The following is a 19841-nucleotide window of genomic DNA, read 5'->3' as shown; positions in this document are numbered from 1 at the left end:
CAGCACCACGCCGCCGCCCGCGACGGGCAGCACCGGGAAGCCGCCGTCGTCCTTCGTCGCCTCCTGCGCCGCCCGCTGCTGCACGGCCTCGGCGTGCTCGCTGGCCTGCGCCTTGTCCTCGCCCACCTTCGTCTCGGCGAGCGGCGGCTGCGCGGCCTTCTCCTCGATCTTCTTCTTCTCGTTCTGCGGCGGCAGGTCGGCCGCCGCCGGAAGCAGCTTCACGAAGCTGATCAGCGCCTTGTCGGGGCGCGACCCGTTCGCCGAGACGGCCTTGTCGTAGGCGTTCTTCACCTGCGACTGCGGCAGCGCCGTCGACTTGATCCGCAGCGTCTGCCCGCTGATGACGGCGTAGGTGCCCTTGCGCCCCACGCCCTGGACGAGCCCGTTCAGCACGGTGTCGGGCGACTCGCCGTCCGGCAGCACGGCGACGAACACCGGGGAGTGCAGCGCCTTGTTGTCGCGCAGCAGGTCGAGCGCGCCGTCCGACTGGAAGTACTTGGCACCGGAATCCACGTAGTAGCCCGCTTCCGCCACCGAGTCGACCACCAGGGTCATGTCGGTGTCGGCGTGGGCGGCGGCGGGCGGCGCCAGCAGCGCCGCCGCGGCGGCCGCGGCGGCCGCGGGCAGGACGAGGGACAGGCGGCGGCCTGCGGGCGGACGTACGCGCACGGAACGGCTCCTCGCGGCGGCTCGGGGGGATGGACTGGACGATCGGTCAGACATAGCCGTAGTGCCGCAGCAGCGGCAGGGTCAGGGCGGTGACGGCACGGCGCCGCGCCGGCGGCATCTTCTCGCGCCACGCGTCGTCGCGGCGCAGCTCGACCCGTCCCGTCGTGAAACGCATCGGGTTGCCCGACGCGGTGTGGTTCGCCGACAGCGTCGCGTGGTCGTCTTCGAGGAACGCCAGGTCGCCGTCGCTCACCGGCAGCCCGGCGAACTCGGCGATGCCGCGCAGCGTGCCGCGCGGGTCGGCGAGGAACTCCTCGTAGCGGACCGTCCGCACCGGCACGCCGCGGCGCCCCAGCAGCGCGAACGCCCCGTTGGCGGCGTTCCAGTGCATCGCGACCTTGTGCGGCGCCCAGCGCGCCATGTACTGCTCGGGGCTCGCCTCGGTCGCCTCCGGGCGGCGGATCTCCTTGGACCACGACTGCGCCACGCCCCGGCTGTCGCGCAGGACGTGCGCGACCCGCAGGTCGAGCCGTCCGTCGGCGGCGGCCGACCGCAGGCAGAACGCCAGCGAGGCGTGCTTGCTGGAGTCGATCAGCAGCCGCGCGCCGCTGACCCGCCGGACGGCGTCGTACAGCCGCTCGTAGTAGCGGACGTACGCGGCGAGCGGCTCGCGCAGCTCCTCCGGGACCTCTCCGCGCGACAGCGCCGGGATGTGCCGGGTGCGGTCCACGGGGTCCTTCACCCGGCGGAACTCCGCCAGGTCGAAGGCGTCCCAGCCGCCGAAGGCCAGCTCGCCGACCTTCCCCCAGAAGGGGCATTCCGGGAACGGAACGCCGCACCCGCACTTCTCGCCCGCGCCGACGCCGCGCTCCCACAGGTGCACGACCTCGCCGAGCGACGCGGTCCCCGGAAGCTCACCGAGGAGACGTTCGATCAGCGTGGTCCCGCTGCGCCCGAGGGCCCCGATGAACAGCACCCGAACCGGGGCGTCCACTGCCATTCCACCTCACCGAAAACCCTGAGATGTCGCTGGAAATGCTCGCGACGTGCCCATCACCGTACAGTTCGCCCGGACGTGCCCGGGCGCGAATCGCGCAGGCCGTGCGCGCCGCGACCGGCCGGACCCGGTCCCGCTAGATGCCCCTGCCGCGCGCGTGCAGCGCCAGCAGCACCCGCTCGCCCGACACCGCGCCGGACGCCACGGCGAGCGCGAACGGGATCCGCCGCTCCGCCGGGTTCGCCTTCAGCGCGCGCGCCGACCAGCGCAACGCGTCCTTGCGCCGCCCCACGGTCGCGCACCCGAACGCGAGCTGCCCGTACACCCGTCCGGCCGCCCCCGGAACCTCGCCGATCTCCGGGTACCGGTCCAGGAACCACTCCAGCGCCGCGACCTTCGTCTCCCACGCCTGCGCGTAGTACGACGTCAGCCCCCACAGCACCCGGACGTACGGCACGTCGACGTTCACGACCGGGGAGCGGCGCGCGGCCCGCAACGCCAGGTCCCAGTCCTCGCCCTGGCTGCCGGGGATCGACTCGTCCACCATGCCGATCTCGACGAGCGGCCCGCGCCGCGCCACGTACGTGGACGAGTGCACGCTCATCATCCGGTCCCGGATGAGGGCGTCGTAGGTGACGCGGTCGGTCCCGGCGAGCCGCGGCAGCTCCCTGCCGTCGAAGTCGACGAGGATGCCGGAGCTGCACAGCACCGCGTCCGGTTCCGCGTCGAGCGCGGCGACCTGCGCGGCGAGCTTGCCCGGCAGCCACTGGTCGTCGTCGTCGCAGAACGCGACGAGGTCGGTGCCCAGGTGCAGGATGCCGCTGTTGCGGGCGCCCGCCAGGCCCGGCTCCCGCGTGTTGACGATCACCTCGACGCGGTCGGACACGAGGCTTTCGTCCGGTTCGGCGCGGTCGAACACGACGACGGCGCGCAACTCCCCGTCGTAGTCCTGCGCGAGCACCGACTCCAGCGCGCGGCGCAGCAGCTCCGGCCGGTTGTGGGTGGGAAGCACCACTCCGACGGATGGGGGCATCGACGACCTGCCTCAGGTTGAGTTGTGGGGGAACCGGCGCGCCGCCGCGCGCCGCCCGGGCGGGGCGGCGTGCGGCGGCGGCGCGGGCCGTACGGGTCAGCGGGAACCGATGATCATTCCGGCGCCGACGGTGTTGTTCGTGGCCTCGTCGACGAGGATGAACCCGCCGGTCAGCCGGTTGCGGTTGTAGTCGTCCACGAACAGCGGCTGCGTCACCCGCAGGCTGATCCGGCCGATCTCGTTCAGCGCGAGCGCGTCCGCCTGGTCGTCGCGGTGCAGCGTGTTGACGTCCAGCCGGTAGTGCAGGTCCTTGACCATGGCCTTCGCGGTGCGGGTGGTGTGCTTGACGACCAGCCGGGACCGCGCCGAGAGGGTGCGGTCCGGCGTCATCCAGCAGACCATCGCGTCGATGTCCTGCGCGACCTCCGGCCGGTTGTTCGGCCGGGCGATCATGTCGCCGCGGGAGATGTCGATGTCGTCGGCCAGCCGCAGCGTCACCGACATCGGCGCGTACGCCTCCTCGACCGGCCCGGACGGCCCGTCGATCTGCGTGATCGTCGTGGTCAGCCCGGACGGCAGGTGCACCACCTCGTCGCCGGGCTTGAGGACGCCGCCCGCGACCTGCCCCGCGTAACCCCGGTAGTCGTGCAGCTCCGGGTCGGTCGAGGCGTGCGGGCGGATCACGTACTGCACCGGGAACCGCACGTCGATCAGGTTGCGGTCGGACGCGATGTGCACGTGCTCCAGCGTGTGGAGCAGCGACGAACCCTCGTACCAGGGCATGTTCACGCTGCGCTCCACGACGTTGTCGCCGTGCAGCGCCGAGATGGGCACGAACGTCAGGTCGGTGACGTCCAGCTTGGAGGCGAACGCGGTGAACTCGTCCACGATCCGCTCATAGGTGGCCCGGTCGTAGTCGACCAGGTCCATCTTGTTGACCGCCACCACCAGGTGCGGCACCTGCAGCAGCGTCGCGAGGAACGCGTGCCGCCGCGACTGCTCCAGGATCCCCTTGCGGGCGTCCACCAGGATGATCGCCAGGTCGGACGTCGACGCGCCCGTCACCATGTTCCGCGTGTACTGGATGTGCCCGGGGGTGTCGGCGATGATGAACTTGCGGCGCGGCGTCGCGAAGTACCGGTACGCCACGTCGATCGTGATGCCCTGCTCCCGCTCGGCCCGCAGGCCGTCGGTCAGCAGCGCCAGGTTCGTGTACTCCTCGCCGCGGTCCGCGCTCGTCTTCTCGACCGACTCCAGCTGGTCCTCGAAGATCGACTTGGAGTCGAACAGCAGCCGCCCGATCAGCGTCGACTTGCCGTCGTCGACGCTCCCGGCCGTCGCGAACCGCAGGATGTCCATCGGCTTCCCCGCCGCCTGGGCCTGCTCCGGCGTCTCGGTGGCCATTAGAAGTAGCCCTCCTTCTTGCGGTCTTCCATGGCCGCCTCGCTCGTCCGGTCGTCGGCGCGGGTCTGCCCCCGCTCGGTGATCCGCGTCGCCGCGATCTCCTCGATCACCTCGTCGAGGCCCTCCGCCACCGACTTCACCGCGCCCGTGCAGGACGCGTCGCCGACCGTCCGGTACCGGACGGTCGCCTCGAACGCCGGCTCGTCGTCGCCCCGGTTCGCGAACCCCGTCTGCGCGTCCAGCAGCAGCCCGTCCCGCTCGAACACCTGACGGGTGTGCGCGAAGTAGATCGACGGGAGCTCCAGGCCCTCGCGCCGGACGTAGTCCCAGATGTCGAGCTCGGTCCAGTTCGACAGGGGGAACACCCGCACGTGCTCACCGCGCGTGATCCGCGTGTTGAACAGGTTCCACAGCTCCGGACGCTGGTTCTTCGGGTCCCACTGGCCGAACTCGTCGCGGAACGACACCACCCGCTCCTTGGCGCGGGCCTTCTCCTCGTCGCGCCGGGCACCGCCGAACGCCGCGTCGAACCCGTGCTCCTCGATCGCGTCCAGCAGCGTCACCGTCTGCAGCCGGTTCCGGGACGCGCGGCGCCCCTTCTCCTCCACGACCCGGCCCTTGTCGATCGACTCCTGCACCGACGCGACCACGAGCCGGATGCCCGTCTCGGCCACCCGCCGGTCACGGAACTCGATCACCTCGGGGAAGTTGTGCCCGGTGTCGACGTGCATCACCGGGAAGGGGATCGGCGCAGGCCGGAACGCCTTCTCGGCCAGGCGCAGCATCACGATGCTGTCCTTGCCGCCCGAGAACAGCAGCACCGGCTTCTCGAACTCGGCCGCCACCTCCCGGAAGATGTGAATCGATTCCGACTCTAGGACGTCCAACTGGGACAGCAGATAATCGCCACGCTGCATGATCTGGGGCTTCTCTCCACGAACTGGCAGGTACTGCCGGTGGCACGCGACGGGCGCACCCGTCCACCGGCCCGAACGACGACCGCGAAGGGGGATCACCCCGGCAGCGCGTCGCCCACGTCCCGGATGCCGGTCAGCAGCGTCGACGCCGACACGGGATGACACACCAGGATATCCGGCAACCTGGGGTCCTCACGGTTGTACGCGAGAGCCGCCCCGTCGACGCGGGACGCGTGCGCGCCCGCGGCCAGCGCCACCGCCGCCGGAGCCGCCGAATCCCACTCGAACTGGCCGCCCGCGTGCACGTAGGCGTCGACCTCGCCGAGCAGCACCGCGGAGATCTTCGCGCCCGCCGACCCGATCGGCACCAGCTCCACGTCCGGCTCGATCACGTCCGCGAGACGCCGCACGAACTCCGGCGGGCGCGTCCGGCTCACCGCGATCCGCAGCTTCCCCGCGTCCGGCGCGGGAACGTGCAGCGGCCCCTCGCGCGGCAGGCCGCGCCGGTCCACGATCGAACCCGCGCCGCCCGTGATCGCGTCCGGCGCGTTCGGCTCCTCCCGGACGAGCAGCGCACCGCCCGTCGCGTCCGTGCGGAGCGTCACGCCCTGCGCGGGCAGCGCCACCGCGCCCGCCGCGAGCCGCCCCGCCCCGGAACCGTCCCGCACCCACAACGCCACGTGCACCGCCCAGTCGCGGCGGCCCTCCTCGGAGAACTCACGGGTGCCGTCGAGCGGGTCCACGATCCACACCCGGTCGGCCGTCAGCCGCTCCGCGTCGGCCGTGTTCGCCGTCGGCGCGCGTTCCGCGCCCCGCGCGCGCTTGCCCGCGACCGACGAACGGCCCTCTTCGGACAGGATCGCGTCACCGGGACAGCGCTCCGCCAGAGCCCCCATCAGGTACTCGTGCGACCGCAGATCGCCCGTGTCCTTCAAGGCCCGCCCGTCGGCGAACCCCATCTCGTCCCGCACGCCCAGCAGCAGGCGCCCCGCCGCCGCGGCCAGCTCCGCCGCCAGCGCGTGATCGTCCGCCGCCGCTTGATCCGTCATCCTTCGACCACATTCCCGACTCGACTGGTCTGCCCGGTCTACAATCTCACGCCCGCGCCACCGCCCGGACGGCCGGGGCCGCCACCGGACGCGGCGCCCCGCCCAGGTCGGCGCCCTAGTACGCGCCCGAACCCCGGAAGACCGCCGACCACGTCTTCCAGATGATCTGCAGGTCCAGCGCCAGCGTCCAGTTGTCCACATACCGCAGGTCCAGCCGGACCGACTCGTCCCACGTCAGGTCCGAACGCCCGCTCACCTGCCACAGCCCCGTCAGCCCCGGCTTCACCACCAGCCGCCGGTACACGTCCCCGCCGTACTGCGCGACCTCCTCAGGCAGCGGCGGACGCGGCCCCACCAGCGACATCTCGCCCCGCACCACGTTGATCAACTGCGGCAGCTCGTCCAGCGAGTACCGGCGCAGCCACCGCCCCACCCGGGTCACCCGCGGGTCCGCCCGCATCTTGAACAGGACGCCGTCGCCCTCGTTGCTCTGCAGCAGCTCCGCCTTGCGGGCCTCCGCGTCCTGCACCATCGTCCGGAACTTCAGCACCGTGAACTCCCGGCCGCCGCGCCCCACCCGAACCTGCCGGAACATCACCGGGCCCGTACTCGTCACCTTGATCAGCACCGCGACCACCAGCAGCAGCGGGCTCAACGCCAGCAGCCCGCCCAGCGCCGACGTCCGGTCGAACAGCCCCTTCAGCACCTTCCGGCCGCCGTCCAGCTCCGGATGCTCCACATGCAGCAGCGGCAGCCCCGACACCGGACGGATCGAGATCCGCGGCCCCGCGACGTCCATCAGCGCCGGCGCCACCACCAGCTCCACGTCGTTGCGCTCGATCTGCCACGCGAGCCGCCGCAGCGCCGTGCCGTCCAGCTCCGGGCACGCCAGCACCGCCACCGAATCCGCCCCGACCCGGTCCGCGACCGCCGCCGTCTGCCCGAAGTCGCCCAGCACCGGGACGCCCTCCACCTCGGCCACCGCGTCGTCGCCCGTCACCAGCGCCGGCGGCAGGCACACCGCCGCGATGTCCATCCCGTGATACCGCTTCTGCTTCAGCAGCCGGATCAGATCCTCCACCGACGTGCGATGACCCACCGCCACCACCCGCCGCATGTACTGGCCGTGCCACCGCTTCCGATGCAGCCACTTGCGCAGCCTGTACCGCGCCACCACCGCCAGGAACGTCCCCAACGGCATCGCCATCACCACGTACCCGCGCGCCACCTCCGTCTTCGACGCGTACGCGATGATCGCGATCCCCGCCGTGAAGATGAACCCCGCCCGCAGAACCCGGTGGAACTCCTCGTACCCCAACCCGATGTAGCGCGGCTGGTACGCCCGGCACAACATCAGCACCGGCACCCACACCAGCGGCAACACCACCGTCAACACCATGTACGGCGTCTGCCACTCCTTCGGCACCCCCGGGAACCGCAACAGGAACGCGATCACGCCCGCCGCCAGCATGCTGAAGAAATCCAGGAACCCCGCCACCGTCCGGTACCGCACGCTCCAGTCCTGTGACGGTGGGTAACGCCCCTCCTGTCGGGTCGACGACTCGGCCGGAATCTTGTCCACAACGGCCATAAGCCCTCACCAACCCTTGTAACGCGCGCCCCGAAAAGATCGATCCACCTCAGGGACGCCTGAGGGACCACCAGGGTTCACCTGATCCTTGAAACTCCCAGTGAGAACGCCGTACCCCGCGTTTACCCACCTAGATCAACCCGAATGATAGGTGTTCTGCGCCGCGGCCAGGCCCTCCCCCAGCAACGCCTCCACCGCGTCCGCCGCCCGCTCCGCCTCGACGCCCAGGTCCCGCCGCTCGACCGGCGAGAAATCCTTCAGCACGAACGCCGCCGCGTCCATCCGCCCCGGCGGCCGCCCCACACCGAACCGCACCCGCAGATACTCCCGATCCCCCAACGACCGCGTCACCGACCGCAGCCCGTTGTGACCGTTGTCACCGCCGCCCTTCTTCAACCGCACCGCCCCGAACGGGATGTCCAGCTCGTCATGGACCACCACAACCCGCTCCAGCGGCACCTTGTAGAAATCCCGCAGCGACTTCACCGGCCCGCCCGACTCGTTCATGAACGACCGCGGCTTCGCCAACACCACCCGCTCACCGCCGAGCCGCCCCTCCAGCACGTCCGACCGCGCCCCGAACAACTTCGACCGATGCGCCTTGAACGTCCCCCCGACCCTCCCCGCCAAGACGTCCAGCACCATGAACCCCGCGTTGTGCCGGTTACCCGCATACTTCGGCCCCGGATTGCCCAGACCCACCACCAGCCACATGCCCGCGCTCACTCCCTCACCCGAACACCCGCACCGAACGCCCCGACGAAAAGCGACGGCCCCCACCGGTGCGCACACCGGCGAGGGCCGTCACAAGGCTCACCACGGCCACCAAAGGCCGGAAACGGTCACCCGGGCCGCACCCGGGACGACCTCACTCGCTCTCGGACGCCACCACGTTCGTCGCCGGGCCCTCGCCCTCGCCCGCGGCCGCCTCGGTCTCCTCCGGCGTCTCGCCCGCCGACGCCGACGCGTCCGTGATCTGCACGACCAGGATGTCCTCGTCGGCGGCCAGCGTCGTCCCCGACGGCAGCTTCAGGTCCTTCGCCAGCACCTGCGTGTCGATCGCCAGCCCGGTGACGTCCAGCTCCACCGACTCCGGAATGCGCGTCGCGTCGACCTCGACCTGCACCTCCACGACCTGCTGCGTCACGACACCGCCCGCGATGACGTCGCCGACCACGTGCACCGGCAGATCGACGACGACCTTCTCGCCCCGCTTCACGATCAGCAGGTCGACGTGCTCCAGGAACCCCTTGATCGGGTCCCGCTGCACGTCCTTCGGCAGCGCCAGCTGCTTCCCGCCGTCCAGACCCTCGATGGCCAGCAGCGCGTTCGGCGTCTTCAGCGCCATCATCAGCTCATGACCCGGCAGCGAAATGTGCGTCGGGTCGGTGCCGTGACCGTAGAGGACGGCGGGCACCTTGCCGGCCCGGCGGGTGCGCCGCGCGGCACCCTTACCGAACTCGGTGCGCGGTTCGGCGGCAATGCGTACCTCGGACACGGCGAAAACTCCTTGTTGTTGCGATCCACGGCCGTCCGCCACCGGACGTCCGCTACGGACAAAAGCGAATCAGGCGATGCTCGATGCGTCAGGCGCCTCGAAGATTCTTTGCGTTCCCCCGGGGAGCACGGGACCGTACCTGCACCACACTGAACGACCCAAGGGCATACGCGGGATTGAGCCAGTCTAGCCGATCCGTGTAACGCGCGATCCATCCGGGGGACACGCGCACGCCAGAAACGGACAAGCCCGGCACCGCCGACGGCGGGCCGGGCACGCCCGGAAACGCTCAGCCGAACGTCAGCTGTGCCCACCGAACAGGCTCGTCACCGAACCGTCACTGAACACCTCGTTGATCGCCCGGGCCACCAGCGGCGCGATCGACAGCACCGTCAGCTTGTCGAACTGCTTGTCCTCCGGAATCGGCAGCGTGTTCGTCAACACCACCTCCGAGATCCGCGAGTTCTTCAGCCGATCCACCGCCGGACCCGACAGCACGCCGTGCGTCGCCGCCACGACCACCCGCGTCGCACCGTTCTCGAACAGCGCGTCCGCCGCCTTGACGATCGTCCCGCCCGTGTCGATCATGTCGTCCACCACGACGCACGTCCGGCCCTTGACCTCGCCCACGACGTCGAAGACCTTGACCTCGTTAGCCACGTCCGGGTCGCGCTTCTTGTGAATGATCGCCATCGGGACACCGCCCAGCCGATCGCTCCACCGCTCCGTCACCCGCACCCGGCCCGCGTCCGGCGCCACCACCGTCACCTTCGACAGATCCAGCCGGCTCTCGAAGTGCCGCGCCAGCAGATCCAGCGCGAACAGATGATCCACCGGACAGTCGAAGAACCCCTGGATCTGCGCCGTGTGCAGATCCACCGTGATCACCCGATCCGCACCCGCCGTCGTGAACAGGTCCGCCATCAGCCGAGCCGAGATCGGCTCCCGACCCCGGTGCTTCTTGTCCTGCCGCGCATACCCGAAGAACGGCGCCACCACCGTGATCCGCTTGGCCGACGCGCGCTTCAACGCGTCCACCATGATGATCTGCTCCATGATCCACTGATTGATGGGAGCGGTGTGGCTCTGGATCACGAAAGCATCGGAACCGCGCACCGACTCCAGGAACCGCACGAACGTCTCACCGTTCGCGAAGTCGTACGCGGACGTCGGCGTCAACTCGACGTGAAGGTGGTCGGCAACTTCCTTTGCCAGGTCCGGGTGGGCTCGGCCGGAGAAGAGCATCAGCTTCTTCTGACCACTCGCTTTGATCCCACTCACCTTAGAACGACTCCCCCTCAATGGAACTGTGCTTCACGTGGGTTGTTGTCCCCACTCCCCGCGCGCGCAAGAGTCCGCACGCACGGGTCGTCTGTTGTTCGCGGGGGACGCCGCTGTCCGCCCAGCCTTACACCCCGAAGGGCGGTCCTACTCGGCCTCGTCCCGAGCCCGGCGCGCCGCGTCCGCCGAAGCCGTCCCGGCCCGCCGACGCTCCACCCAGCCCTCCACGTTGCGCTGCCGCGCCCGCGCCACCGCCATCGCACCCGGCGGCACATCCTGCACGATCACGGAACCGGCCGCCGTGTAGGCACCGTCCCCGACCGTCACCGGCGCGACGATCATGTTGTCGCTGCCGACCCGCACATGCGAACCGATCACACTGCGATGCTTGTCGACGCCGTCATAATTCACGAACACCGAACTCGCCCCGATGTTCGAACCCGCGCCGATCTCCGCATCGCCCACGTACGTCAGATGCGGCACCTTCGCACCCTCACCGACGTCCGCGTTCTTCGTCTCGACGTACGTCCCCACCTTCGCCCCGCGCGCCAGCCTCGTCCCCGGCCGCAAGTACGCGTACGGACCCACCGTCGTCTCCGGACCGACCTCCGCGCCCAGGCACACCGAGTTCGCCACCACCGCGTCGGCACCGACGCGCGTGTCCGTCAGCGTGCACCCCGGCCCGACCCGCGCCCCGGCCCCGAGATGCGTCGCCCCGTGCAACTGCGTGCCCGGCAGCACCTCCGCGTCCGGCTCCGCCGTCACCTGCACATCGATCCACGTGGACGCCGGATCGACGATCGTCACCCCGGCCCGCATGTGAGCCTCCAGAACACGATCGTTCAACTGCCGCCGCGCCTGCGCGAGCTGCACCCGATCGTTCACGCCCTGCGTCTCCACCCAGTCGGCGACCAGATGCGCGCCCGCCCGATGCCCGTCGCCCCGCAGGATCGCGACCACGTCGGTGAGGTACTCCTCACCGCCCGCGTTGTCGGTCGTCACCCGCTTCAGCGCGTCCCCCAGCAACGACCCGTCGAACGCGTACATCCCGACGTTGATCTCACTGACGGCACGCTGCGCCTCGGACGCGTCCTTGTGCTCGACGATCGCCTCGACGCTCCCGTCACCGGCCCGGATCATCCGCCCGTACCCGGTCGCGTCCGGCATCTCGGTCGTCAGCACGGTGACCGCGTTGCCCTCGCCCTCGTGCGTCCGCACCAGCTCCGCGAGGGTCTCGGCACGCAGCAGCGGATGATCGCCGTTCGTGACGACGACCGTCCCGTCCATGGCGCCGATCTCCTCTAGCGCCATCCGGACGGCGTGCCCCGTCCCGTTCTGCTCGGCCTGCACGACCGCACGCGCCTCCGGCACGTGCTCGTCCAGGTGCGCGACGACCTGCTCCCTGCGATGCCCGACGACCACGACGAGCCGTTCGGGCTCCAGGCCCCGCGCGGCGGCCAGCACATGCCCGAGCATGCTGCGACCGCAGAGTTCGTGAAGCACCTTCGAGGTGCGGGACTTCATCCGGGTGCCCTCGCCTGCGGCGAGAACGATGACGGCGGCCGGGCGGCTCGCGCTCACAAGGAGGCTCCCTGGCGTCGCGGACGGTTGACGTACGGGCCCACCTGCAACGACACGCGCCACAGGCCGCGTCGGCCCGACACCCGAAGGATACCGCCCGACACGCAGGCGTCATCCCCCGCCCACCACCCGGCAACCCACCAGACAAACCGGACAGTTCCGCCGCTAGGACTCGAACCTAGACTCTTCTGGACCAAAACCAGCTGCGTTGCCAATTACGCCACGGCGGACCGTAAAAGCGACAGATCGGACACCGGCCTGCCGCCAGTGCCCCCAACGATACCGACACCTACGCTTCGAGCCCACCTCGATAGCGCGAGCGGCACAGCCATGCCCGCAGGATCCCTGGTCCGGCTCCGGTTGGAACCGGACCAGGGTCGGGCCCAACATCCCCTGACTGGCCCGAAGACTGCGAGACGCTCCGGTCAGAACAGAGCGCCGAACTCATGCACAGGCCGTGGGACCACTTACTCGGCCAAGCCGCCGTTCGGCCGCGCGAGGTTGGCGATCGCGGCGTCCGAGCGGGCGATCAAGCGCGCACGACCCCCTTCCCGCCCGAGCATCGCACCATAGGCCCAGCCCTCGATACGCCTGTACAGATCGGCACTCTTCGGGACCACGATTTGCAGACACCCGCGGTAGGCGTCGACGAGGTTCTTCCGGTTGGTCTTCGGGTTGTGTCGCTTGATCACTGGCCTCTTGAACAGCTCTGCGGGCACGCCGACCAAGTCGGCCCAGTACCCCGTGGCTTCGCCCACGTCGGCCGTTTCGTGGATGTGCACCCGGAACTGGGGACTGCCATCCGCCACCCCAGCCACCTTAAGGAAGCGCAGGAAGAGGATGATCAGCGCCGGGTCGCTGTTGATGAACGAGACACGCTCCAAACGCCTGTAGCTCTTGTCTTTCGTCCCTTCGCACCAGTACACGAGCGCACCGGCCAAGAGGACCTCGCGCTCACTGAGGCCGTCCATCTCCTCACAGGCCCCCAGCTTGACTTCTTTCCGCTCGCCTTCACGGGCGGAGAGGATGGGTTCCCAGCGCGCCTTCCACGCTGCGGCGACGCGCTCCTGTGAGTACCCGGGCCGCGGCGGCGCGGGCACATCCCTTAACCACAGTGAGCAGGTGCTTATGGCGATCCCCAAGGAACCTGCGATCTCCTTGTAGGTCCTCCCCTGCTTGCGGAGTTCGATGCCTCGGCTTGAGCTTGTTCCGGATCTCGTCCGGCATCGGTCCACCCATGGAACCGACTTTACCATCGATTTTAACGTTCCGTTACAGGATAATTACTTACCGTTATTGACCCTCTGGCGTCGTTTTGCCCTTACTCAAAACGACAGCCACGCCGGGAGGGGTTCGCGGGCTTCGAGCCATGAAGCCGGGATGGCTTCGGGGCCTCGGTGGGCGGCGATTATGCCGCCGACCATGGCGGCGGTGGTGTCCATGTCGCCGCCGACGACGGCGCAGGCGCGGACGGCGGACTCGTAGTCGTCGAGGCGGGTGGCGGCGGCCCAGAGGGCGAACGGGACGGTGTCCTGTGCGGTGATCCGGTTGCCGTTGCCGAGTTCGTGGGCCGCTTCCTGCGGGGTCTTCGCGAGGAGGCGGAGGGCGCGTTGCAGGCCGCGGCGGACGTACTCGCCCGTCGTCGTCCGGTCGAGTGCGGCTTCGATCAGGTCGCGGGGGGCGATGGGGGCGCCGGGACGGGAGCGCGCGTGGCGGCGGCGACGGCGATCGCGACGGCGCCCGCGATGCCTCGGGGTGGGCGTGGGTGACTTCGGCGGACAGGACGGCTTGTTCGGCGGCGCGGTCGGGGTCGTCGGCGAAGTAGGCGCCGAGGGGGGCGACGCGCATGGCGGCGCCGTTGCCGAAGGAGCCTTTGCCGTCGAAGAGTTCGCGGGACGCCTGGTGCCAGTGGTCGCCCTGCCGGATGCGGTGGAGGAGTTCGAAGGCGCCGGCGCCGTAGCGGCGTTCGATGGTCATGTGTTCGGCGAATGCGTGGGCGAGGTCGTCTTGGTTGATTTGCCCGGATTGGTTTAGGGCGTCGGTTATGGAGCACGCCATCTCCGTGTCGTCCGACCAGTTCCAGGGGGCGGGGGGCACGCCGGTCTCCGCGGAGACGTCCCGGTTCGCGAGGAGGAAGAACTGGTCGCCGAAGGCGTCGCCGACGGAGAGGCCGTCGAGCGAACCTTTGGCGCGCGTCGAGCGTTCGTCCAGGGTGAGGGCCATTTCGAGTCCTTCCGCCGGGGGCGCGGTCGAGCGGCATGAGAGTTCTGTGACCCGAGGGACACGTTCCCACTGATTTTACCGACCGGTGCTGTCGTACCTACGGTTCCGTAGGTTACGTTGGCGTAGGTAAGGCCTCCCGAGTTGCAGGAAGTGGTGACGCCATGACAACGGCCCCGACGGTGGACCCTCCGCGCCCGCAGCGGCGCCCCGAACTAGCGCCCGACCAGCAGGGGAACGGTGAGCGGCTGCTGGTCGCCGTGTTCACCGGCGTGCCGTTCCTCGCGCTGTTCGCGGCGGTCCCGCTGGCGTGGGGCAGTTTTCTCGGCTGGACGGACGTCGTGCTCGCCGCGGTGTTCTACGTGCTGACCGCGGGCGGGATCACCGTGGGGTATCACCGGTACTTCACGCACGGTTCGTTCAAGGCGAAGCGTCCGCTGAAGATTTTCCTGGCGCTGGCCGGGAGCATGGCCATGCAGGGGCCGGTGATCACGTGGGTGGCCGACCATCGGCGCCATCACAAGCACTCGGACAAGGAGCTGGATCCGCATTCGCCGTGGCGGTTCGGCAAGGGCTGGAAGGCTCTGACGAAGGGGCTGGTGTGGGCGCACTACGGGTGGCTGTTCGACGGTGACCAGACGTCGAAGCCGCGGTTCGCCAAGGATCTGCTGGACGACCGGGATCTGACCCGGATCCATCGGCTGTTCCCGGCGATGGTGGCGGTGACGTTCCTGCTGCCGGCGGTGCTCGGGGGGCTGATCACTATGTCGTGGGCGGGGTTCCTGACGGCGCTGTTCTGGGCGGGGTTCGTCCGGCTCACTCTGGTTCATCATGTGACGTGGTCGATCAACTCGATCTGTCACACGTTCGGCAACGAGGATTTCACGGTCCGTGACAAGTCGCGGAACGTGTGGTGGCTGGCGATCCCGTCGCTGGGCGAGTCGTGGCACAACCTGCACCATTCGGACCCGACGTGCGCGCGGCACGGGGTGTTGAAGGGGCAGGTAGACATCAGTGCCCGGATCATTCAGGGATTCGAGAAGGCGGGCTGGGCGTACGGGGTGCGGTGGCCGGACGAGGAGCGGCTCGCGGCGCGGCGCACGAAGCAGCCCGCTTGAGCGTCACAATTGGTCCTGTGACAGAACCCGCTCCAAGACCCCGCAGAAAGCGGATGACCGGCAAGGAACGCCGGGAGCAGTTGTTGACGATCGGCCGGACGTTGTTCGCCGAGCGCGGCCTGGACGGCACGTCGGTGGAGGAGATCGCGTCCGCCGCGGGCGTCTCCAAGCCGGTGGTGTACGAGCACTTCGGCGGTAAGGAGGGCTTGTACGCGGTCGTGGTGGACCGGGAGTTCGAGGGTCTGCTGCGGCTGGTGACGGAGGCGTTGACGTCGGCGCGGCATTACCGGGGCAAGCTGGAGAAGGCGGCGTTGGGGCTGCTGGAGTACATCGAGGAGAATCCGGACGGGTTCCGGATTCTGGTCCGGGATTCGCACGGCGGCACGGGGACGGGGAGTTACGCGAGCCTGCTGAGCGAGATCGCGGGGGAGGTCGAGTACATCCTGGCCCGGGAGTTCGACCGGCACGGGTACGACGACAAGTTCGCGCCGCTGTACGCGCAGAGCCTGGTGGGGATGGTGGCGGTGACGGGCCAGTGGTGGCTGGACGTCCGTAAGCCGCACCGGGAGGACGTCGCCGCGCACATAGTGAATCTGGCGTGGAACGGGTTGTCGGGGCTGGAGCCGCGTCCATCGCTGGATCCGCGTCGTCGCCGCAAGGAGATGGAGCGGGCGGAGAAGCGGGCGGAGAAGATCGCGGCGAAGGAGGAGAAGGCGGCGGCGCGGGAGCGGCGCAAGGTCCGTAAGGACGATGGCGCGGAGCAGCCGGGTTGAGATGTGCACCGGCGGCGTCCGGAGTTGTCCGGGCGGCCGCCGGTTGGGGTCGCCGACGTCGGGTTGCGACGCCGGGGCTGTGCTGCGACCGTGTCGGTCGCCCGTCGCCGCCCGCCGTCCGGGTGCTGCACACCGCAGGGGAACGATTCGCTGTCCCCGGTCGGACGGGCGGCGCCGTGGTCTAGGTGCGTCGGGCGATCACGAAGATCCTCCGGAACGGGTAGACGGTGCCGTGGGGGCGGGCGGGGTAGGCGTCGCGGAGGCGTTCGCGGTATTGGGCGACGAACGCGTCGGCGTCGGGTGGGTCGAGTGCGGTGAGGACGGGCCGCAGTGCGGTGCCTTTGACCCATTCGAGGACGGGGTCGTCTCCGGTGAGGGTCTGCATGTAGGTGGTTTCCCAGGCGTCGACGTCGCAGCCGTGTGCGGCGAGGAGGTCGAGGTAGCCTTCGGCGCTGAGGACGGGCGCGTCGCGGACGATGTGGCCGAGGCGTCCGGCCCATCGTTCGGAGCGGCACAGTTCGCGGAGGATGGCGTGGCTGGGGGCGGCGAAGTTGCCGGGGACCTGGAAGGCGAGCCGTCCGCCGGGGGTGAGCGCCGTGGTCCAGCGGGGCAGTAGTCCGAGGTGTTCGGGGACCCACTGCAGGACGGCGTTGGACACGATGAGGTCGGTGTCGTGGCCGTCCCAGGTGCGGAGGTCCTGGACGCGGAAGGTGAGGCGTCCGGGGATTTCACGGGCTCGGGCGGCGTCGATCATTTCGGGCGAAGAGTCGAGGGCCTCCACGACGGCGTCGGGCCAGCGGCCCGCCAGTGTCGCGGCCGGCTCCCCGCTCCCGCATCCGAGGTCGGTGACGTGCCGTGGCGCGACGTCGCCGAGCCGTTCCACGAGTTCGCGGAACGGCCGGAAGCGTTCGTCTCCGTAGACCCCGTACTGTGCGGGGTCCCATACGGCCTCGGCCTGTCTCGACATCAAGACACATGATGCCCCGCCCATATCTTGATGTCAAGAATCATGGTTCCGGTCACATGACGGATGCCCGCTCTCCCCGCTCGCGCCTACGGTCGGCGGCATGAACGAGACGAACGGAACGTCCCCCGCCTGGGCGCTCGTGCTCGGCCCCGGCGGCCCGCTGGGCACCGCGTGGCTCCTCGGGCTCGCCGCGGGCCTGCGCCGCGGCGGCGTCGACCTCGCCGCCGCCGACGTCATCGTCGGCACCTCCGCGGGCGCCATCGCCGGTGCCGTGATCGCCTCCGGCCGCGACCTGGACGCGTTTGCCGAGGTCGCGCCCCGTCCCCCCGCCCCGGGCCCGGGACGGACGGGAGCGGGCTCGCCTCGACGATGCGGCGGGTGTTCGAGGTGCTCCAGGACCCGGGCCTCGAACCGGGCGAGGCCCGCCGCCGGGTGGGGCGCATCGCGCTGGACGCGGAGGCCCAGGACGGCGAGGCGCATCGGAAGCGGATGGGTGCCCTCGTGGGGACGGACGAGTGGCCGCCGGGGCGGCTGCTCGTCACGGGCGTGGACGTCGCGTCCGGGGAGCCGATCGTGTGGGATGGATCGGACGGGACGCCGCTGACCGCGGCCGTCGCCGCGAGCAGCGCGGCGCCGGGGTACGCGCGGCCGGTGGAGATCGGGGGACGGAGGTTCATGGACGGCGCGTTCGGCGGCGGCTCGAACGTCGCACTGGCCGAGGGGGCGGGCACGGTCGTCCTGGCCGAGCCGATGAGCCTGGGCGCCCCGGCCGTCGGCGCGGACGTGCGCACGGCCCCGGACGCGGAGGCTCTGCGGGCGTTCGGCGACGACCTCGGCGACATGGACCGCTGGAGCGACTGCTTCCAAGCGGGCCGACGCCAGTCTCGGGAAGTCGCCGCCCGGATCGCCCCCCTCACCCGAGGATGACCCCTCCCACCAGCCTCGCGACACCGCACACTGCCCGATTGCCCGGCAATGCCACTACCCGCGCACAACCTGACCTGTCCGGCGGGAGGGCCGGAGGCTAAGGTCCCTTCAGCCCTTCCCCCCGGGTATCTCGACATCAAGACAGGTAGGCTTGCGGCATGGAGGATGAGGTCGACCGGTTGGTCGAGGCGTGGCGGACCGAGCGTCCGGACCTGGACGTGCGGCCGCTGCAGGTCCTCAGCCGCGTGTCGCGGCTGGCCCGTCACCTCGACCGGGCGCGGCGGGCCGTGTTCGTGGCGCACGACCTGGAGTCGTGGGAGTTCGACGTGCTGACGGCGCTGCGCCGCGCGGGCGCCCCGTACCAGCTGAGCCCGGGACGGCTGCTGCGCGCGACGCTCGTGACGTCGGGCACGATGACCAACCGGATCGACCGGCTGGCGGCGGCGGGGCTGGTGGAGCGGCATCCGGACCCGCAGGACAAGCGCGGCGTCCAGGTGCGGCTCACCGAGGCGGGGCTGACCCGGGTGGACGCCGCGTTCGCCGATCTGCTGGCCCGCGAGGAGGCGATCCTCGCGGGGCTGACCCCGGCGCAGCACGAGGCGCTGGCGGGGCTGCTGCGGACGCTGCTGGTCCCGTTCGACACCGCCCGCGACTAGCGCGGGCCTAACGCAGGGCGTCCTCGATGGCGGCGGCGAGGCCGCAGAGCCGTTCCTCGCCGCCCGCGGGGCCGATGAGCTGGACGGACGCGGGCAGGTGCGAGCCGGGCAGCGGGACCGGCAGCGCGAGGGCGGGCAGTCCGGCGACGTTGATCTGCCCGGTGAGGGTGGTGAGGACGAGGTCGGCCTCGTTGTCCTCGTCGGGTTCGGGCGCGACGGTCGACAGGACGGGCAGCGCGATCGCCGCGTGCCGCCTGAGGATCGCGTCGAGTTCGGCGCGCAGCAGCCGCCGGGTCTCGGCGGCCCAGTCGAGGCGTCCGGTGGAGATGGCCTTGAGCAGGTGCAGGCGGTGTTTCGTCCGGTCGCCGACGAGGTCGGGGGTGTCGAGGTGGCGGGCGTTCTGCCGCCACGCCTCCGCGCCGACGATCACCCCGTTGGCCATGGCGGCGTCCTGGAAGTACTCGGTCTTCACGTCGGTGAGGGGCGCGACGCGGCGGAGGGCGTCGTCGACGGCGGCGTCGATCTCGGGGCGGACGCCCATCGCGCGGATCCGGGCGAGGGAGCCGCCGGGTTCGTACGGGACGGGCGCGAAGCCGGGTTCGATCAGCCGCATGCCGAGGACGACGGCGGCGACGTCGCGTCCCATCGGGCCGACGGTGTCGAGGGACGGGGAGAGGGGGTGGACGCCGTCGAGGGGGACGCGGCCGTAGGTGGTCTTGAGGGCGGTGATGCCGCAGCAGGCGGCGGGGACGCGGACGGAGCCGCCGGTGTCGGTGCCGAACGCGACGTCGGCTTCGCCGGTGGCGACGGCGACGGCCGAGCCGCTGGAGGAGCCGCCGGGGATCCGGCCGGGGTCGAGCGGGTTGACGGGGGTGCCGGACCACGGGTTGAGGCCGTCGACGCCGAGGCAGAACTCGGTGAGGTTGGTCTTGCCGACGATGCGGGCGCCCGCGGCGCGGGCGGCGGCCACGACGGCGGCGTCGCGGTCGGCGGGCCGTGCCAGGGCCGCGACGGCGGCGCTGCCCGCGGTGGTAGGCAGCCCCGCGACGTCGATGGCGTCCTTGACGGCCAGCCGTGGGCCGTCACCGGGCTCGTCCGTTCGGATCATCCATGTCGCCATCAGGGGATGATCGCAGCTATCCGACGTCTTCGGCCAGCAT

The 19841-nt window shown here is 70.5% G+C and carries 19 protein-coding genes, 1 tRNA gene and 1 pseudogene; 4 read left to right on the top strand and 17 right to left on the bottom strand.

Going from position 1 to position 19841, the window contains the following annotated elements; genetic code table 11:
• The 15 genes and pseudogenes from BJF79_RS09115 to BJF79_RS59060 all read right to left on the bottom strand — a co-directional run.
• On the bottom strand, nt 1-669 hold a 669-nt coding region (locus BJF79_RS09115; RefSeq protein ID WP_262401748.1), incomplete at its 3' end, for a hypothetical protein.
• A gap of 46 nt (nt 670-715) precedes the next feature.
• Nucleotides 716-1663 (bottom strand): sulfotransferase, encoded by a 948-nt coding sequence (locus tag BJF79_RS09110; RefSeq protein ID WP_262401747.1) that lies wholly within the window; start codon nt 1661-1663, stop codon nt 716-718.
• Nucleotides 1664-1802: 139 nt separating this feature from the next.
• Entirely contained in the window at nt 1803-2699 is an 897-nt protein-coding gene (locus BJF79_RS09105; RefSeq protein ID WP_075896232.1) for a glycosyltransferase family 2 protein, read from the bottom strand.
• A 96-nt stretch (nt 2700-2795) separates the two neighbouring features.
• Nucleotides 2796-4058 (bottom strand): sulfate adenylyltransferase subunit 1, encoded by a 1263-nt coding sequence (locus BJF79_RS09100; protein ID WP_075896236.1) that lies wholly within the window; start codon nt 4056-4058, stop codon nt 2796-2798.
• A 44-nt stretch (nt 4059-4102) separates the two neighbouring features.
• Nucleotides 4103-5020 carry a sulfate adenylyltransferase subunit CysD gene (gene cysD, locus BJF79_RS09095; protein WP_075896230.1) on the bottom strand — a complete coding sequence of 306 codons (918 nt, stop codon included), beginning with the start codon at nt 5018-5020 and terminating at the stop codon, nt 4103-4105.
• Between the two features lie 95 nt (nt 5021-5115).
• On the bottom strand, nt 5116-6069 hold the full coding sequence (locus BJF79_RS09090) for an inositol monophosphatase family protein (RefSeq protein ID WP_075896228.1): 954 nt from the start codon (nt 6067-6069) through the stop codon (nt 5116-5118).
• 115 nt (nt 6070-6184) lie between these two features.
• Nucleotides 6185-7660, bottom strand: coding sequence for a sugar transferase (locus BJF79_RS09085; protein WP_075896226.1), 1476 nt, complete (start codon nt 7658-7660; stop codon nt 6185-6187).
• Nucleotides 7661-7795: 135 nt separating this feature from the next.
• On the bottom strand, nt 7796-8374 hold the full coding sequence (gene pth / locus BJF79_RS09080; protein ID WP_075896234.1) for an aminoacyl-tRNA hydrolase: 579 nt from the start codon (nt 8372-8374) through the stop codon (nt 7796-7798).
• Nucleotides 8375-8528: 154 nt separating this feature from the next.
• Nucleotides 8529-9158 carry a 50S ribosomal protein L25/general stress protein Ctc gene (locus tag BJF79_RS09075; protein WP_075896224.1) on the bottom strand — a complete coding sequence of 210 codons (630 nt, stop codon included), beginning with the start codon at nt 9156-9158 and terminating at the stop codon, nt 8529-8531.
• A gap of 300 nt (nt 9159-9458) precedes the next feature.
• Nucleotides 9459-10439, bottom strand: coding sequence for a ribose-phosphate diphosphokinase (locus BJF79_RS09070; RefSeq protein ID WP_075896222.1), 981 nt, complete (start codon nt 10437-10439; stop codon nt 9459-9461).
• Between the two features lie 147 nt (nt 10440-10586).
• The gene (gene glmU / locus BJF79_RS09065) at nt 10587-12020 is read right to left on the bottom strand and encodes a bifunctional UDP-N-acetylglucosamine diphosphorylase/glucosamine-1-phosphate N-acetyltransferase GlmU (protein ID WP_075896220.1); all 1434 of its coding nucleotides are present in this window, start codon (nt 12018-12020) and stop codon (nt 10587-10589) included.
• A gap of 157 nt (nt 12021-12177) precedes the next feature.
• Nucleotides 12178-12250: transfer RNA gene (locus BJF79_RS09060), tRNA-Gln, on the bottom strand.
• Between the two features lie 237 nt (nt 12251-12487).
• Entirely contained in the window at nt 12488-13162 is a 675-nt protein-coding gene (locus tag BJF79_RS09055) for a hypothetical protein (protein ID WP_075896218.1), read from the bottom strand.
• A gap of 183 nt (nt 13163-13345) precedes the next feature.
• Nucleotides 13346-13687, bottom strand: coding sequence for an ADP-ribosylglycohydrolase family protein (locus BJF79_RS59065; RefSeq protein ID WP_316043307.1), 342 nt, complete (start codon nt 13685-13687; stop codon nt 13346-13348).
• Nucleotides 13688-13826: 139 nt separating this feature from the next.
• Nucleotides 13827-14243: pseudogene (locus BJF79_RS59060) on the bottom strand (ADP-ribosylglycohydrolase family protein); the annotation flags it as partial.
• A 161-nt stretch (nt 14244-14404) separates the two neighbouring features.
• Here BJF79_RS59060 and BJF79_RS09045 point away from each other — a divergent pair.
• Both BJF79_RS09045 and BJF79_RS09040 read left to right on the top strand, forming a co-directional pair.
• On the top strand, nt 14405-15358 hold the full coding sequence (locus BJF79_RS09045) for an acyl-CoA desaturase (RefSeq protein ID WP_075896216.1): 954 nt from the start codon (nt 14405-14407) through the stop codon (nt 15356-15358).
• 53 nt (nt 15359-15411) lie between these two features.
• Complete coding sequence (locus BJF79_RS09040) at nt 15412-16131, top strand: TetR/AcrR family transcriptional regulator (protein WP_075896214.1); 720 nt, start codon at nt 15412-15414, stop codon at nt 16129-16131.
• A 181-nt stretch (nt 16132-16312) separates the two neighbouring features.
• Here the strand turns inward: BJF79_RS09040 and BJF79_RS09035 are convergent, their stop codons facing one another.
• The gene (locus BJF79_RS09035) at nt 16313-17098 is read right to left on the bottom strand and encodes a trans-aconitate 2-methyltransferase (RefSeq protein ID WP_075896212.1); all 786 of its coding nucleotides are present in this window, start codon (nt 17096-17098) and stop codon (nt 16313-16315) included.
• Between the two features lie 378 nt (nt 17099-17476).
• On the opposite strand from BJF79_RS09035, the gene BJF79_RS55245 reads away from it, so the two are divergent.
• Nucleotides 17477-18025 carry a patatin-like phospholipase family protein gene (locus tag BJF79_RS55245; RefSeq protein ID WP_158079130.1) on the top strand — a complete coding sequence of 183 codons (549 nt, stop codon included), beginning with the start codon at nt 17477-17479 and terminating at the stop codon, nt 18023-18025.
• 158 nt (nt 18026-18183) lie between these two features.
• Entirely contained in the window at nt 18184-18681 is a 498-nt protein-coding gene (locus tag BJF79_RS09025) for a MarR family winged helix-turn-helix transcriptional regulator (RefSeq protein WP_075896210.1), read from the top strand.
• A gap of 7 nt (nt 18682-18688) precedes the next feature.
• Here the strand turns inward: BJF79_RS09025 and BJF79_RS09020 are convergent, their stop codons facing one another.
• On the bottom strand, nt 18689-19789 hold the full coding sequence (locus BJF79_RS09020; protein WP_158079129.1) for an amidase: 1101 nt from the start codon (nt 19787-19789) through the stop codon (nt 18689-18691).
• Nucleotides 19790-19841: the final 52 nt, after the last annotated feature.

This window comes from Actinomadura sp. CNU-125, assembly GCF_001942465.1.
Lineage (GTDB): Bacteria > Actinomycetota > Actinomycetes > Streptosporangiales > Streptosporangiaceae > Spirillospora.
The sequence above is the reverse complement of the archived record's forward strand: the minus strand, read 5'-3'. Positions and strand labels throughout refer to the sequence as shown.

Bases quoted from the DNA above. Each gene is read 5' to 3' on its own strand.
- BJF79_RS09100 (WP_075896236.1), bottom strand. From the start codon at position 4,058: ATGGACATCCTGCGGTTCGCGACGGCCGGGAGCGTCGACGACGGCAAG.
- BJF79_RS09105 (WP_075896232.1), bottom strand. From the start codon at position 2,699: ATGCCCCCATCCGTCGGAGTGGTGCTTCCCACCCACAACCGGCCGGAG.
- BJF79_RS09045 (WP_075896216.1), top strand. From the start codon at position 14,405: ATGACAACGGCCCCGACGGTGGACCCTCCGCGCCCGCAGCGGCGCCCC.
- cysD (WP_075896230.1), bottom strand. From the start codon at position 5,020: ATGCAGCGTGGCGATTATCTGCTGTCCCAGTTGGACGTCCTAGAGTCG.
- BJF79_RS09040 (WP_075896214.1), top strand. From the start codon at position 15,412: ATGACCGGCAAGGAACGCCGGGAGCAGTTGTTGACGATCGGCCGGACG.
- BJF79_RS09085 (WP_075896226.1), bottom strand. From the start codon at position 7,660: ATGGCCGTTGTGGACAAGATTCCGGCCGAGTCGTCGACCCGACAGGAG.
- BJF79_RS09090 (WP_075896228.1), bottom strand. From the start codon at position 6,069: ATGACGGATCAAGCGGCGGCGGACGATCACGCGCTGGCGGCGGAGCTG.
- BJF79_RS09025 (WP_075896210.1), top strand. From the start codon at position 18,184: ATGGAGGATGAGGTCGACCGGTTGGTCGAGGCGTGGCGGACCGAGCGT.
- BJF79_RS09035 (WP_075896212.1), bottom strand. From the start codon at position 17,098: ATGTCGAGACAGGCCGAGGCCGTATGGGACCCCGCACAGTACGGGGTC.
- BJF79_RS09020 (WP_158079129.1), bottom strand. From the start codon at position 19,789: ATGATCCGAACGGACGAGCCCGGTGACGGCCCACGGCTGGCCGTCAAG.
- pth (WP_075896234.1), bottom strand. From the start codon at position 8,374: ATGTGGCTGGTGGTGGGTCTGGGCAATCCGGGGCCGAAGTATGCGGGT.